Origin of the sequence: Klebsiella sp. JN_Kp126 (assembly GCF_033843325.1) — a bacterium.
GTDB classification, from domain to species: domain Bacteria; phylum Pseudomonadota; class Gammaproteobacteria; order Enterobacterales; family Enterobacteriaceae; genus Klebsiella; species Klebsiella michiganensis.
Map to the genome: position 1 here is coordinate 20741 of NZ_JAWXQV010000097.1, position 14463 is coordinate 35203.

Here is a 14463-nt window from a genome sequence, read left to right on the forward strand (position 1 = left end):
CGATGGGATATAGATCAAGCGTTGTTTCAGTTGTGGTGAAAAACTCCAAAACAACTGTTATCAGCGGATTAATAAAACCAGGAGGTAAAGACTCCTGTTCAGATTTTTTGAATTTCAGGAGTTTTTATCATTAAAGGAGTTATATGAAAAAATTACTCAGTAGTGCCATTCTGTTAACCGTAGGCATGTTCTCAATGTCTGTTTATGCCAATCCTGATAATTCCTGCGACGGTGAACAAACCATCTTTGATGCTTATACCGCTAAGGATGGCAAACATGTTGGTGTGTGTTACGTATACGGCAATATTCGTTATGAGTATAGGAAGGATGATAATCCTGAAATTTTAATTAATGTTCCACGTGAAAAGGTTGAGTTCAGTATGTCTGGAAATGGTGATCAAAGTGTCACTATTCCCAATGGTGAGTATCGATATGTGATAGGTGAATATTTACGTGGCGGACCATTTATTCAGGTCTGGAAAGGGAATAAGTTTATTACCGAGATCAAGTTAAATGGCGACACCTTTGAAAATAATATTGAACAATATATTAACAATTAATACCGTTAAAGGTAAGGGATATTATCGTGAAAGTACTATCTTCAGCTCGTAAATGTTTTTTAATTTCAAGTCTTTTACTCTCAAGTTTTCAGGTTGGTGCATCAGATTCCCCTATAAAAGTGGATGCAAATGGAGAACAACTCAGAGCAGGCACGGTCTCTTTTCCTGTATGGCGTTATACCATTACCAGTATTGATAATGAGGTCATAATCAAGTCTCTCGTGCTTAACCGTGGCAACTGTGTTATCTCTACAGCGGACAGAGGCGAAAACGTAAATAAAAGACTTGGGTTCGGTCAGTCTTATACATTTACCAGTCCGACTAATAAATCATTTTCGCAGTGCAGACCACTTGAATTAGTCGTCAGTACAAATAAAGGCTCATTCACCTTTTCCTGGTGATAACTTACTGAATATGGAGATGGACATATGGAAAATATTAATACGTTAAAAGCTAAAATCGATACAAAGGTAACGAAGTTTGTATTGCTGTCTGTTGTAACTGGTGGCATTTACCCCATGATGTGGTTATATCTGAACCAACCAAAACTGACAGAGCACATGAAGAATGAGTTTGTTGGCAAAGATTATCCTCTCTGGCTGGCTATTGTTACTGGATTTGGATGATTATTGACAGATATAAGTTATTCTGTAAGTGAAAGTGAAACGGTGTTGGATCATGTTGCTACACTTCTTTCTGTTGCTTCAACTGTAATGATCATCGTCTGGGCTTTTAAAGCTAAAACAGCTTTACAAGCTTATGCTTTAAATGAATTTAAATTTGAATTGAAGATGAATCCATTCTATACATTTATTTTTAGCATATACTATATTGTTTATTGCATCAACGATATGGAATCAGAGTTACAGAAACACAACATTATTTATAGTAAACAAATTTCCTGATTAAATGATTATAAATAAAAGTGCTCGCCAGTAATGGCGAGTATCCAACCTCTAGTTATTTTTTTTGGGAATTGATTAGGAATATTCTCAAGCGTAGCTAAAGAAATAATATCATCTTAGGTAATTACAAATAATCACTTACTTACTCTAAGGTCTATAGCTTTTTCTTTGGTTTTGTTTACAGCTAATTCTGAGTTTTTATCTATTCTCATTTTTTAATACCTTCGTGTTTATGTTCTCAATGAACATATGACATTCTTCGCTCATTCTCTTGTTAAATTCAGGGGCAGAGTTATTAGGGATTTTCAAGAAAAGCAAATGAAAAGGAATATCTTTTCCCTGCTGATGAATTACATCAGAAATCACCCCCTGCGTTTTATCCATATTAAGTGCATTCCATCTATTTTCAGATATTGGATAAATAAAGCCGCATCCTTTTATAAGGCCTCCATTCCCATACTGCCCTATGTAAGTATGTAGTTGAAAAATATCTTCACGTTTAACCCCAAACTGCGGATCAAAGGTTTTATACTTCACATCAAAAACGTACAGGCCGCCATCATTCTCAAAAACCAGGTCGGGTTCAATTTTTCGCACATAGCTTCCGAAAGCTCCAGTCGGAATTTCATAATTTTGTTCGAATTTACTTAGCATCTTTATCCCACTTCGTTTTATGAGTTTCCGGATGAAATATTCGAAAAGCATCGATATATCAAAAAAGAAAGCACTTGACTCTTGTTGGTATCCAAAATTAGAACCTTCCTGACTGATGATTTTCTTAGATAAATCTATCAGTATGTTATAGTCGTTATAAAATGGGTTAGTAAAATATGGAGTTCTCAAGATCTCCTGACGAGACCTTCTCCCCCCCTGATTAGCAGTGATGAAAGCATTGTAAATATTCCTCGTATGCTTACAGAATAGTTGATGTTCAATCGTCTCATAGGCTTTGATGAACAACGAAGTTGCAGGACTGTCGTAACTGTGTTCGCGGTAGGCACATAAATATTTGCCTGAGGCATTGTTTCTGAAGTAGTCAATTGTATCGATTGTGCCACGTACCCGTGAATTTCGTTCTTTTTTCATAATGTAGGTTTTAGGGATACCCAGTCGGTAAGCCTTCTTCAACTTGATGTTCCAAAGATATGCCAGAAGCCACTCATATCCTTCAGTGTTATTTTCGCCACCAATATTTTCCATCTCCAGAAAACCGTCAGCGTCAGCTATGATGTACCGTAGGAAGGCATCGCCAAAACGAGAACCGACTTTCAGTGAGTATTCACCACGTTTGACAAATCCAATAAGATTACCTGTGTTTAATGTAAAATTTCTGGAATCAGTACCAGTTATAGTAATAAAACCATCATCGGTATTATGTTCATACTCTCGATCATTGAAGAGGATGAGTGCATCTGCAAGATTGTTACTAAGTTCATTTTCTACATCACGCGAAACTGAATTCAAAAAAAGCCAAATGGCAGACTCATCATTTTTATGATTAGTCCACTGTCCTTTTGTTTTGGAGCTAAAAGTAATTGATTTCCCCTGAGATTTATTAGTAAGTATTCCGTTATTTACAAAATAAGACCTGTTATCGACCAGTGTACCATCCTTTATAATATCGAATAGCCACATGGTTTAAATTCCAAATGCTTTTGCAAAAGAATCAATGAGTTCTGATTCGTTGCTGCCACGAAGGTATTCTTGAAGTAAAGGTCGAATACAGTCATCCCAGATACGAGACCTCACTTCAGTAACTGTAAGGCTCCTGGCATACTTCAGATTCATTAAATAGGCATGTCCAATTTGGTAATCAGCCCCCAGTAAAGGCTCCTTCGTAATTTGGGTATTCAGTCGTTCGAGGTTATCTGCCAGAGGCGTCCAGGCTTTACAGAACTGGCTAAGATGGTATCTTAAAAGTCTCGTATCTGGCGTAACTTCTTCCCAACGAAATCTACGTCTGAGTGCAAAGTCAAAACTCTCAATACTACGATCAATCGTATTCATCGTACCTATCAGGTAGATGTTTGTTGGAATAAAAAAATGGTAACCTTGTGCGGTATGAAGCATGCCTGTTTGTTGGTTATTTAGATTAGCATATTGGGTTTTGACGCTTCCTTTAATTCCTCTGTACTCCAGGCAATACATAAGCTCACCAAAAACACGTGATAACTCGGCTCGGTTCACTTCATCGATTATAAAAAAGAACGGAGGCACTGCATCTGCTATCAGCTTCGAAGAGTCAGATATTTCGAAGATGTTTTCCCAATGACCACCTGATAACTTATTTTGATATGGACGGAGTTCACCTATCGTGATTGATTCCCAATCCCTGTTAAGGTCGAGGCGTTCAATATCCATTTCCCACTTTCCTGCATTCCGGCAAAATTCCTTGAAAACACCATTAATCAACGTCAGCTGAGCTTTACCGTCGTTATCCAGTACTGGGCGCAAACCTTCCATGAAGTCTTCATAACTAAAAGAGGGATGAAATTGAATCAACTCAATCTGACTTGAATGTGTGAGGCTGCTATTTGGCGCAAACTCTTCTTTCCAGATATCAAAAAGAAGCGATGTTTGTTGACGAGCCTGGTATGTCTTTCCCGTTCCAGGAGGCCCGTACTTAACGATCTGCTTTTTCAGACTGAATGGATTAGAGAGATTCTCGTACAGAACCCAGATAAATTGGCTGAGATAAAACTCATCAGTTTCATTATTGCGAAGTTCATCGCTGAACTCATTTTTTATAGTTTTCATCAGGAATACGTTTTTTGAAAACCAGTCCTGATTATTCTCTGCTGGGTATGCAGGAATGATCCCTTCGTGTGTAAGCCAGCTAAATACCTGATTGAACTTAGCGGAATCAACTGTTGTGGAAACTTCAAGCGTGCAGGCTGCCGCTACGCGATTGATAAGAACAGGATTATTAGACTTCCCTTGTTCTGACCATGTGCACTCAAACTTTTTCAGTTCCTCTCTGTTAGGATTCAGGATAAATTGTTGTAATATAGCAATGAAGTCCTTGTTTTTAATAAAACCATCAAAGTTTTCGTTGCTTAGAACCGACTGACCACGAGAAGCAATTCCATTACTTCTTTCGAAAAGGAGTTGCTTCAGGAAAATCTCATCACTCGGAGATAATTCCTTTCCTGATTTTATGCGTTCGCGAATTATCGCGACCTGCTCATAAAACTCACGATAAGCATCATGCCAGCCTTTAAGTTCATGCTTATGGTTTTCAATCAAGTGCTTGTATAAATTTTTTAGTCTGCTTTTCATTGTATCACTTTCATTTACTAGTTTGTTTTAGTGACAACCGGTTCCTGTTACCTATTTCCCTTGATCGCCAGAACCTGAGCTGTAATGATAACAGCGAAGATTATACAGATTTTCTTCAGCTTCAGAACCCACGAATTCTGTTGATTATGGTATCCATTACACCACTTTTATAATCTTTGTATTGAGTTTGCTAATCGCTTTTCATTACCAAATTTAGTAGTGTAAAATCTTTGTTCGATACCGTACAGCAAATATTTCAACTCTTCTTCTGATGATACTTCGAATTTACTCTCAGTGGTGTCATATTTAAGTTTTTCAGCACAATAATCATTAATGTAATTCAGCATCTCACCTCTGTCTTCCACTGGCATCGCTGCAAGAGTATCCATAGCTAATGCAATTCTCTTTCGGTTTGGCTTTGATACTTTTTCTACATCATAGTCAGTTGAAAGTACAATGAAGGATTCACTTAAAAACGACTTAACTTCTTCTTCCGTGGCTTCTTTGTACAGAATATCGATACCTTTAAATATACTTGAAATTGTGGCGAGATTTCTGAATAACAATATATTTCTTTCCTTTAAGTATACAGCATCAGGTATATGGTTAACAATCAATCGCCCTTCATTTTCTTCTATTTCTGCTGATTCACCAAAAGCAATTGTTTTTCTCTTGATAAATAGGGATGGGGTTATTTTCTGAAAATAAAAGTCTTCATTCTGATGAGAGAGAATATATGAAATCTTCGTGAAGTATTGTTTTGTTAGATCGTCGAAGTCCTTAGAATCAAATTCATCCTTAATGCATGATAAGCAGAATGATTGCTGACTAAAATTTTCAATTTTAAACCATGAATCTTCATCAAGATTATGGTCAGGGTTATATGGAATGAGGCTAAGAGTAGATAAGTCTAAAGCGTCAAACAAAGTGTAGTCTGATACCAATTTAAAAAAAGGTTTCTTACGAGGTCCTTTTACTTTCGCAAAAATGTTATTCATCATTTTTTCCTTTCGATAAAGGTATAGTTGTTTATTCTAAATGCAATGGGGATCTTGATTTCTTTGGGGGTTTTGTATTTATGACGACTAATTAAAAAAATGGATGCGCCGCTCTTGTTTTTAATGTTATAAAACTCATATCTAAACAGTAGAAATAAAGGGTTAAAGTATAATGCTTGAGACATAAAGGTAAAAATAAATAAAACGGAATAAACAAAAAACAAGGCAGACCAACTAGTTATACTTAAAGCCACAAAGAAATAACCAAGATAGCTTGGAAGAAATGAGTTGTTCGCATGCTCCACAGAAACTACTTCACCTTCTTTAAACTCATCCTTGCCCAGTCTGGAGCTTAAAAGCAAACTAATCCAAGTTAGTAATATGGGGATTAGCATGTAAAATACGTATGATGTCATTTGTGGTAATAAACTCAACCAATGACTGTGTTCAAACTTTTGGAAAAAGTAATAAAGGGTGTACTTCTTTTGTACAAAGAAAATTATAGCCAACAACGATGTTGCGTTAAATGTTAAAAGAACTCTAAAAAGGAAATTTATTATCATAATGTTTTCCTGTATCAAATACTGCTTGCAATTATTTTATAGTATATCAATTAATAATTTACTTTCCACCTACAATATTTCGCTCAACCGGGTAAATATATCAATAGCGAAGCCCCAATTGGGGCTTCGCTACCCTCAGAACCCACGCATTCCGTTGATAAAAGTATCAATCACACCACAAACCTTGTCATAGACACGTTTAAGGACGGTCTTCCTTTCAAGGATCCTTGGTGTCCATGTTAGAGCCCTGGCTACCTCATCCTCGCGTGGGGTTACATCGGTAAACAGATAGTTATCCAATAAAGCGGCAACTTTGCTTTCATCCAGCTTTTCCTCAGAACATAGCGTTGCAACAGCTTTACGTTTTTCACGTTCAACGTAGGTTTCAAAGGTCTGGATGATATCTTCATCATGCGAAACTTGCAGCAGGTTTTCTTCGATGAAGTTATCAATCAGTTCGCGTTTGCTGCGCAGCGTGACGTCACTGTCAACGATATCCATGACCTTCTTCTTCTGCTCCTGCTGCGCTTCTGGTGGCATAGCCTGGATGCCAGCCAGTAGCCTCAGGATATAGCCGACATTAATTTCATCCCGATGAATCAGTGACACTTCAAAATCGACCTCATCTAGAATCGAGACTTTATCTTTGCCAGTGCGTTTTTTCACCTTGTCATAAATATCGAGATATTTACTGGTGTAATCGGCAAGAGTCTGATCCGATAAAGGTTTACTCACTTCATCAAAATCAGCAAAGCTCTCCAGGATATTCTTCAGTCGCATCATGTCACGGAAAGCCGTCACAAAAGCAAGCTGAGCTTTTTCATCAGGGAGGCTGTCCACGCTTTCCACTGTAGGTGTCAGGGTCAACAGGGTATCTACAGCAGCCTGATAGTCGCTCAGGTACTCCTCAAAAGGCTTAACCAGCACGACTGAAGATGCGTCTTTGTTCGAGAATAACGCTATGGCATCATCAGTGGCTTTCTTGAGGTTGCGGAAGCAGACGATGTTACCGTGGCTTTTCTTCTCATTAAGAATACGATTGGTACGGGAGAATGCCTGTATCAGTCCGTGGTAACGCAGGTTTTTATCAACGTAAAGTGTATTGAGAGTCGGGCTGTCAAATCCCGTGAGGAACATATTGACCACCAGCAGGATATCAATCCCTTTTTCTTTGGTTCGTTGTGCAATGTTCTTGTAATAATTGTAAAAGCTTTGCGAATCATTAGCTGAATAGCTGGTGCCATACAGCGTATTATAATCCTTGATGAAGCTGTCCAGATGATCCCGGCTGGAGATATCGATTTTCCCGCCTTGAGGCAGGCTGATGTCTTCTTCATCCAGTAAGCCGTTAACCGTTTCCTTATCGCTTTTGTCCGCTTCGTTGGCTGCATAAGTAAAGATTGTTGCTATACGCAACGGTTTGTAACCCGGATCGGCCTGCTGAAGCTTTGTTTGTTTTTCTTTAAAGAGTTTGTAGTACTTGATCAGCATGTCCACCGAGCCCACGCAGAACATTGCGGTAAACTCACGGCTTCGGGTTTTTGCATTGTGGTGAGCCAGGATGTAGTCGGTTATCTTGCCCAGCCGGATATCGCTTTCCATGACCTCTTTGGTGTCGATATCTTCCACATCGATATCGATCTCATTGCTGGTTTCCTTACGGCGATAGGTTCCTACATACTCCACGGCAAATCGCAATACGTTCTCATCACGGATGGCATCGACAATGACATACTTGTGGAGGCATTTATCAAACAGCATTTCAGTGGTCTGTTTGACGCCGTTGGTGATGTTGACGTTGTCGGCAAAGATAGGTGTACCGGTGAAACCAAACAGTTGCGCATTTTCAAAGAAACTTACGATAGCCTTGTGAGTGTCACCGAACTGACTGCGGTGGCATTCGTCGAAGATAAAGACAATACGTTCCTTACGCAGGTGCTCAAGCTGTGCCTTATATCCTTCGTGGGTAATAGCATTGTTTAGTTTCTGAATGGTGGTCAGTATCAGTTTACTGTTGTTAGCCTTTAGCTGCTTAATTAGTGTACTGGTATTGTTAGTGGTATCTACGCTGTCTTTAGCGAAACTGTTAAACTCTTTGGCTGTCTGATAATCCAGATCGCGACGATCGACGACGAAGATAACCCGATCAACTTCAGGCATCGACATGATCACCTGGCTGGCTTTAAAGCTGGTCAACGTTTTCCCGCTACCTGTAGTATGCCAAATATAGCCGTTACGGGGTTTGCCCTGTAGATGGAGACTGTCCTTAACATGGCGGATCATCGCCTCACAGGCATAGTACTGATAGGGGCGCATGACCATCAGGCACTTACGGGTTTCATTCAGCACCGTGTAGTGAGTAATCATTTTTGCAATGTGACAAACTTTCAGGAAGGCTTCGGTAAACTTCTCCAGTGACTTAATGGGTTCATTTTTCTCGTTTGTCCAGAAGAAGGTCTGCTCGAAATGGTTCGCGCGATTATTGGCGTAATATTTAGTATCAACGCCGTTACTGATGATAAATAATTGAACATACTGGAACAGGCCACTGCCTACCCAGAATGCATCCCGATGGTAACGATCAATCTGGTTAAAGGCTTCTTTCAGGCCCAGCCCACGTCGCTTAAGCTCTATCTGTACCAGCGGCAGGCCATTAATCAGCAGCGTAACGTCAAAGCGTGTTTTGCGTGTGTTTTGTTCGGCGTTGTACTGCTTAACCTGACGGGTGACCTGAAACTCATTCTGGCACCACTCATCTTTGTTGATAAAGCTGAGCCATTTCTCAGTACCATCATCACGCAGCAACTGGTAGGGGTCAGTTTGGATATCGAAAATTATTGTACGTTAAGCTCATTTTTTAATCATTTCTGGTTTTTTTGGAAACGTAATATTCTGGATGTTAAGACGGTCATGCGGGGACATTGAACACAGATAATCATGTCCAGGTACGAACGTCCCATATAGAGTGTGAGCATTGATCGTGCTGTATTTTCGTTTATAGTAGATAGATTCTGTATCATACAGAGCACGTGGTCAGCACTAAAGTACATTACGCTGACTTATTCTGTTCACTGAGGGCTGAGTACCTGCTTTCAAGGATTTATCTGCTGATCATGCGCATTACGCCACCCTGAGTTTTCCCTTCCTCCGCCGTACTGAGCGAGCCTCAGAACGCACGTAATAACATCCCGTCTGCGGATGTGTTTTATCGTATTTGAAACTTATGTCCTCCGGGGCTAACTACATCTAAAAACTGAGAAATTACTATGTTGCTGTCCTCGACGCGTAAGGACTGGCTGGGTAACGTCCGTGGTGACGTGCTGGCTGGTATTGTTGTCGCGCTCGCACTCATTCCAGAAGCGATCGCCTTTTCCATTATTGCCGGTGTTGACCCTCAGGTGGGGCTTTACTCCGCTTTCTGTATCCCGCTGATTATGGCCTTCTTTGGTGGTCGCCCGGCGATGATATCTTCATCAACGGGGGCAATGGCGCTCCTGATGGTGACCCTGGTGAAGGATCATGGACTACAGTACTTACTGGCTGCCTCCGTACTGACCGGCGTATTCCAGCTGATAGCCGGTTATCTTAAACTCGGCGGTCTCATGCGCTACGTCTCACGCTCCGTGGTGACCGGATTCGTTAATGCACTCGCGATCCTGATTTTCATGGCGCAGTTACCTGAGCTCACCAATGTGACCTGGCATGTTTATGCTATGACGGCAGTAGGGCTCGCCATTATCTACCTCTTCCCGTATCTGAATAAAACAATCCCCTCACCCCTTGTCTGTATCGTGGTGCTTACGGCGATTGCCATATGGCTGCATGTGGACGTGCGTACGGTCGGGGATATGGGCAAACTGCCTGACAGTCTGCCGGTCTTCCTGGTGCCGGATATCCCGCTGAATCTTGATACGCTCCTGATTATTCTCCCTTACTCCGCAGGCCTCGCCATTGTAGGGTTACTGGAATCAATGATGACAGCCACGATTGTGGACGATATGACGGATACCCCCAGTGATAAAAACAGGGAATGCAAGGCTCAGGGCATCGCTAATATCTGCACCTCATTTGTCGGGGGAATGGCGGGCTGTGCAATGATTGGTCAGTCTGTTATCAACGTGAAATCCGGCGGTCGGGGCCGTCTGTCCACCCTCACTGCCGGTGTGGTCCTGATGTGTATGGTAGTCTTTCTGAGGGACCTGGTCTCGCAAATCCCTATGGCCGCGCTTGTCGCCGTAATGATCATGGTTTCGATTGGTACCTTTTCATGGCGTTCAGTTACCGACCTTAAAAGCCATCCCATTTCTACCAGCGTGGTGATGCTGGCAACAGTGGTGGTGGTGGTGGCCACTCATAATCTGGCATTCGGGGTACTGACCGGTGTGCTTATCGCTTCCCTGAATTTTGCCACTAAAGTGGCGCGTTTTCTGGCTGTCTCTTCAGAACTCAGGGAAGAGTCCCGGCTCTATAAGGTCACCGGGCAGGTGTTCTTTGCCTCCGCCGACCGCTTTATGGCGTATTTTGATTTTCGCGAAGCTGCAGAGAAAGTTGTCATTGATGTTACGCATGCCCATTTCTGGGATATCACGTCGGTCAGCGCACTGGATAAGGTGGTTATTAAATTCCGCAGAGAAGGAACAGACGTTGAGATCCGCGGGATGAACGAAGCAACCCGTACTATCGTTGATCGCTTTGGTGTTCACGATAAACCCGAAGAAATCGAAAAACTGATGGGAGGTCATTAATGTCAGGAATTAATGCTATGGACAACACCGTTATTGCCTGCGTGGATGGATCGTCATCAACACGCGCCGTGTGTGAGTATGCAGCCTGGATTGCCGGGAAGCTTGACGTTCCTCTTGCCCTGCTGCATGTGCTTGAAAAAAATGAACAACCGGCAGTTTCTGACCTTACGGGGACTATCGGTATTGACAGCCGGGAGCAACTGACGCAGGACCTTGTCCGAATAGAAGGGGAGCGTAACCGCCTGCTGATGACTCAGGGACGCGCCATTCTTGCCGGATGCGCGGAACTGCTCAGCCAGATCGGTATCCCGGATGTTCAGCAACTTCAGAAAAATGGCGCACTGGATATCATCCTGGCTGACCTGAAGGGTATTCGTATGATGGTGCTCGGTCGCCGGGGAGCACAGAACCCGGTTGGCAGCAATCTGGAGAGCATTATCCGCCTGCAGAAAAAGCCGGTAATGATTGTACCTGAAACTTTTTCTGTACCTTCAAGAGTCATGTTTGCGTTTGATGGCAGTGAGGAAAGCCGGAGAAACCTGCGTCGACTGACGCTCAGCCCTCTGCTGCAGAGCCTGGAATGTCATATCGTAATGGTTAACGGCGATGCTCATACCCTCGAAGAGGCAAAGCGTAGTCTGCAGTGCGCTGGCATCAGTGCGATATCCCGGTTAGCTGAAGGACGCTCGGTAACGGAGGCGCTTTGTCGTTACGCCGCAGACAACGGCGTGGATTTGATTGTCATGGGGGCATATGGGCACTCTTCCCTGCGACGTTTTTTCATCGGCAGTAACACAACTGCGATGCTCGAACAGACCAGAGTCCCGCTGTTAATGCTCAGATAAGTCGGAACCCGGAGGAAACTCCGGGAAAACTTAATTCCAGACTGGCATTAAAACCCTGAGTCGGGAAGAAAAGGCGACATTATGAAGAAAATCCTTATGATTGATGAAGTTCTTGCGCTTGCCCGGCTTAGCCAGGTTGCATTTGATAAACCCATAAAATATATGGATGACACGGATGCTGAACTCATCGCTCGTTTTAAAAAAACCATCACACCAGAACTTATTGAGCAGATGTGTCTCAGAATACTTGAGCTTGAAGCGAAGTTTCAGACTTTAAACGAATAAGCGTCAGGAATATGATAACTAAAGGCTGAACAGGGACTGCAGTAAGACGGCCAGCTGTCAGAGAGCAAAAAACGGACCTGAACTGACTGTGATAAGTGAGATATCAGAGTGTAAACTTTACCTGCTGTGGCGGAGCTCCGCGACAGAGATGAAGGTATACCTTCATCTCTGGGTCTGAACTTTTCATTAAAAAAGGGGCTGCCGGAAGTCCTCTACAGAGATCAGAGCTTGATATTTCAGGCAATGAACGAACAGGAATTATTTCCCTGCCTGCAGGTCAGAGCCAGCTTTCGATAATGTCTCTTGATGGTATTCCTCCGGTATGTACAACGATGTTATCAACGACAACCGCCGGGGTCGCCATCACTTTGTGTTTCATTATTTCAGACAGTGACTCCACTTTTTCAAGCTGAATAGCGACGCCTCTCTCATCAGCCACCTGCTGGATAAGGCGGATGGTTGTTTTACAACCGGAACAGCCTGTACCCAGTACTTTTACATGCTTCATTTTATAATCCTCTTCAGGGAATTAACGGGAATACAACGTTAAAAATCCAGCCAACCAGTGTGAAAGAGGTCAACAACAGCAACAGCAGGGTGCACAGTAATTGCCACTTCATCACCTGTTTGAGCAGAATGAACTCAGGAAAGCTGGCAGCCACAGTGCTCATGCAAAAAGCCAGAGTTGTCCCCACTGGCAGGCCGTTCGTGATCAGACTCTCCATCACAGGGATCACACCGGTAGCATTGGAATAGAGAGGTATGCCAACCAGCACAGCTACAGGGACAGTCCACCACTGACCGGCACCGAGATGCGACGCGATCCATCCGTCGGGCACAAATCCATGCAATGCCGCACCAAGTCCTACTCCGAGAATGACCCAGAGCCAGACACGCTTAAAAATGGTGAGAGTTTCCTCTTTAGCAAAGGCATGTCGCTTTGAGAGAGGCATATGCGGTGCCATGGTAGATTGTCGGATCTCATCAGTTTGATGTTGCTGCCCGTCTCTGAGGGCATCGGCGGCAAAATCGGCTAACCAGCGTTCGGCCTTAATCCGATCAAGAAAAGCACCGCCAGCCATACCAACAGCCATTCCGACAGCAATATAAATGAGCGTGAACTTCCATCCGAGCAGGCTGACCAGAAGCAGGACGGCGACTTCATTGATAAGGGGGGATGTGATGAGAAAGGCCATGGTAATCCCGAGGGGGATACCAGCCGAAGTAAACCCCAGAAATACCGGGATACTTGAGCAGGAACAGAACGGAGTAACGGCGCCAAAGCAGGAGCCCAGTAAATACCCCATTCCACGGTGCTTACCTGCAAGATAGTTTCTTACCCTCTCAATATCCAGCGAGGCCCGTAGTATGGCCACAAAGTAGATCATGACCAGCAAGAGAACGAAAATTTTGCTCACGTCTTCGACAAAAAAGTGGATCGCCTCCCCGAGTTTGGTTGCAGGACTCAGACTAAGGCATTCATAGACCAGCCAGGTGGCAAAATCAGTGAAAATCTGGAACATAACGGACAGGCCTCACGACGGTTGTTTTTCGGGAAGACGCTGTTTGACAGAAAAGGATGCAGTTTTTTTCGATTTATTTCATTTGCTGAGAAATGTTATTGAACAGGATTTCACTGCAATAGCTTATCGGTAACCCCAGAAGGGGAAACAGATTCTTCACTTGGGAGTGAAACAACATACCCGACCATACTCATCCAGTCTGATCTGGCAATTGCTGGAAAGTTTCCTATGCAGCCTATCCCTCGCCCGGGATAAACGCGATTTGGTTGCCGCAAGTGTCAGACCATTTCGGTCTGCAAAATCAGCCTGTTTCATCCCCTCAAGATCACAGAGCGTAAGGATAATCCGATCAGACTCTGCCATTTTATCCAGGATGCGGGGCAGACAACCAGCCAGTGAGTCGACAGTTTCAGGCGTATTATCCGGCAATGATAAATCATCGTGGAGAGGCATAAATGGACGCTGCTGGCGGCTTTTATCAATAAGCAGATGCCGGGCAACCTCAAACAGCCAGGCTCTGGCATTCACGATGGCACAGAATTTCCCATGTTGTCGTATTGCCCGGAGAAAGGTTTCCTGTATCAGATCATCAGCATCAGCCTCATTACCCACTTGTCTGAGTAACCAGCAAAGAAGTTCGTGTTCATGCTTCTTCCACGCCTTCATAAGGCAAGGCGGCGTGCCGTTCAGTTGCTCCATTTATGACTCTCTCGTTAAATACACCGCATAGCGGGAGGATATTGGTTCTGATGCTGTCGGG

At 43.1% G+C, this 14463-nt stretch carries 14 protein-coding genes; 6 read left to right on the forward strand and 8 right to left on the reverse strand.

What is annotated here, in order from left to right:
* Positions 1-143 precede the first annotated feature (143 nt).
* Genes SIK97_RS27610 through SIK97_RS27620 form a run of 3 tightly spaced genes read left to right on the forward strand, consistent with a single transcriptional unit; the run spans position 144 to position 1186 of the window.
* Positions 144-560, forward strand: coding sequence for a hypothetical protein (locus SIK97_RS27610; protein WP_032694878.1), 417 nt, complete (start codon positions 144-146; stop codon positions 558-560).
* A 26-nt stretch (positions 561-586) separates the two neighbouring features.
* Positions 587-961, forward strand: coding sequence for a hypothetical protein (locus SIK97_RS27615; protein WP_071993408.1), 375 nt, complete (start codon positions 587-589; stop codon positions 959-961).
* A 27-nt stretch (positions 962-988) separates the two neighbouring features.
* Positions 989-1186, forward strand: coding sequence for a hypothetical protein (locus SIK97_RS27620; RefSeq protein WP_050595157.1), 198 nt, complete (start codon positions 989-991; stop codon positions 1184-1186).
* Positions 1187-1663: 477 nt separating this feature from the next.
* Here SIK97_RS27620 and SIK97_RS27625 read toward each other — a convergent pair whose 3' ends face one another.
* The 5 genes from SIK97_RS27625 to SIK97_RS27645 all read right to left on the reverse strand — a co-directional run bounded on the left by SIK97_RS27625 (position 1664) and on the right by SIK97_RS27645 (position 9110).
* Entirely contained in the window at positions 1664-3100 is a 1437-nt protein-coding gene (locus tag SIK97_RS27625; protein WP_154950598.1) for a 5-methylcytosine restriction system specificity protein McrC, read from the reverse strand.
* A gap of 3 nt (positions 3101-3103) precedes the next feature.
* Positions 3104-4744, reverse strand: coding sequence for an McrB family protein (locus SIK97_RS27630; protein ID WP_154950600.1), 1641 nt, complete (start codon positions 4742-4744; stop codon positions 3104-3106).
* A 167-nt stretch (positions 4745-4911) separates the two neighbouring features.
* Complete coding sequence (locus SIK97_RS27635) at positions 4912-5745, reverse strand: ATP F0F1 synthase synthase (protein ID WP_224331320.1); 834 nt, start codon at positions 5743-5745, stop codon at positions 4912-4914.
* Positions 5742-6305 carry a hypothetical protein gene (locus SIK97_RS27640; RefSeq protein WP_265800880.1) on the reverse strand — a complete coding sequence of 188 codons (564 nt, stop codon included), beginning with the start codon at positions 6303-6305 and terminating at the stop codon, positions 5742-5744. The genes SIK97_RS27635 and SIK97_RS27640 overlap by 4 nt, the downstream gene beginning before the upstream one ends.
* Before the next feature lie 135 nt (positions 6306-6440).
* Positions 6441-9110: a type I restriction endonuclease subunit R gene (locus tag SIK97_RS27645; protein WP_265800882.1), complete on the reverse strand. Its 2670-nt coding sequence runs from the start codon at positions 9108-9110 to the stop codon at positions 6441-6443.
* A 461-nt stretch (positions 9111-9571) separates the two neighbouring features.
* Between SIK97_RS27645 and SIK97_RS27650 the strand changes: the two genes are divergently transcribed.
* The 3 genes from SIK97_RS27650 to SIK97_RS27660 all read left to right on the forward strand — a co-directional run bounded on the left by SIK97_RS27650 (position 9572) and on the right by SIK97_RS27660 (position 12180).
* Positions 9572-11050, forward strand: a complete 1479-nt coding sequence (locus tag SIK97_RS27650) for a SulP family inorganic anion transporter (RefSeq protein ID WP_022652309.1) — start codon at positions 9572-9574, stop codon at positions 11048-11050.
* Positions 11051-11067: 17 nt separating this feature from the next.
* Complete coding sequence (locus tag SIK97_RS27655) at positions 11068-11895, forward strand: universal stress protein (protein WP_110277164.1); 828 nt, start codon at positions 11068-11070, stop codon at positions 11893-11895.
* Positions 11896-11976: 81 nt separating this feature from the next.
* Positions 11977-12180 (forward strand): hypothetical protein, encoded by a 204-nt coding sequence (locus tag SIK97_RS27660; protein WP_021314636.1) that lies wholly within the window; start codon positions 11977-11979, stop codon positions 12178-12180.
* A gap of 277 nt (positions 12181-12457) precedes the next feature.
* Here the strand turns inward: SIK97_RS27660 and SIK97_RS27665 are convergent, their stop codons facing one another.
* The 3 genes from SIK97_RS27665 to SIK97_RS27675 form a co-directional block, all read right to left on the reverse strand.
* On the reverse strand, positions 12458-12688 hold the full coding sequence (locus SIK97_RS27665) for a thioredoxin family protein (RefSeq protein ID WP_021314637.1): 231 nt from the start codon (positions 12686-12688) through the stop codon (positions 12458-12460).
* 13 nt (positions 12689-12701) lie between these two features.
* A complete protein-coding gene (locus SIK97_RS27670) occupies positions 12702-13703 on the reverse strand; it encodes a permease (protein ID WP_032951239.1) in 1002 nt (333 codons plus the stop codon).
* Positions 13704-13859: 156 nt separating this feature from the next.
* Entirely contained in the window at positions 13860-14402 is a 543-nt protein-coding gene (locus tag SIK97_RS27675) for a sigma-70 family RNA polymerase sigma factor (protein ID WP_022652305.1), read from the reverse strand.
* Between the last annotated feature and the right edge of the window lie 61 nt (positions 14403-14463).

Excerpts from the sequence above, each read along its gene's own strand:
- SIK97_RS27670 (WP_032951239.1), bottom strand. The coding sequence starts at position 13,703 with ATGTTCCAGATTTTCACTGATTTTGCCACCTGGCTGGTCTATGAATGC.
- SIK97_RS27665 (WP_021314637.1), bottom strand. The coding sequence starts at position 12,688 with ATGAAGCATGTAAAAGTACTGGGTACAGGCTGTTCCGGTTGTAAAACA.
- SIK97_RS27620 (WP_050595157.1), top strand. The coding sequence starts at position 989 with ATGGAAAATATTAATACGTTAAAAGCTAAAATCGATACAAAGGTAACG.
- SIK97_RS27625 (WP_154950598.1), bottom strand. The coding sequence starts at position 3,100 with ATGTGGCTATTCGATATTATAAAGGATGGTACACTGGTCGATAACAGG.
- SIK97_RS27660 (WP_021314636.1), top strand. The coding sequence starts at position 11,977 with ATGAAGAAAATCCTTATGATTGATGAAGTTCTTGCGCTTGCCCGGCTT.
- SIK97_RS27650 (WP_022652309.1), top strand. The coding sequence starts at position 9,572 with ATGTTGCTGTCCTCGACGCGTAAGGACTGGCTGGGTAACGTCCGTGGT.
- SIK97_RS27610 (WP_032694878.1), top strand. The coding sequence starts at position 144 with ATGAAAAAATTACTCAGTAGTGCCATTCTGTTAACCGTAGGCATGTTC.
- SIK97_RS27630 (WP_154950600.1), bottom strand. The coding sequence starts at position 4,744 with ATGAAAAGCAGACTAAAAAATTTATACAAGCACTTGATTGAAAACCAT.
- SIK97_RS27635 (WP_224331320.1), bottom strand. The coding sequence starts at position 5,745 with ATGATGAATAACATTTTTGCGAAAGTAAAAGGACCTCGTAAGAAACCT.
- SIK97_RS27655 (WP_110277164.1), top strand. The coding sequence starts at position 11,068 with ATGGACAACACCGTTATTGCCTGCGTGGATGGATCGTCATCAACACGC.
- SIK97_RS27675 (WP_022652305.1), bottom strand. The coding sequence starts at position 14,402 with ATGGAGCAACTGAACGGCACGCCGCCTTGCCTTATGAAGGCGTGGAAG.
- SIK97_RS27640 (WP_265800880.1), bottom strand. The coding sequence starts at position 6,305 with ATGATAATAAATTTCCTTTTTAGAGTTCTTTTAACATTTAACGCAACA.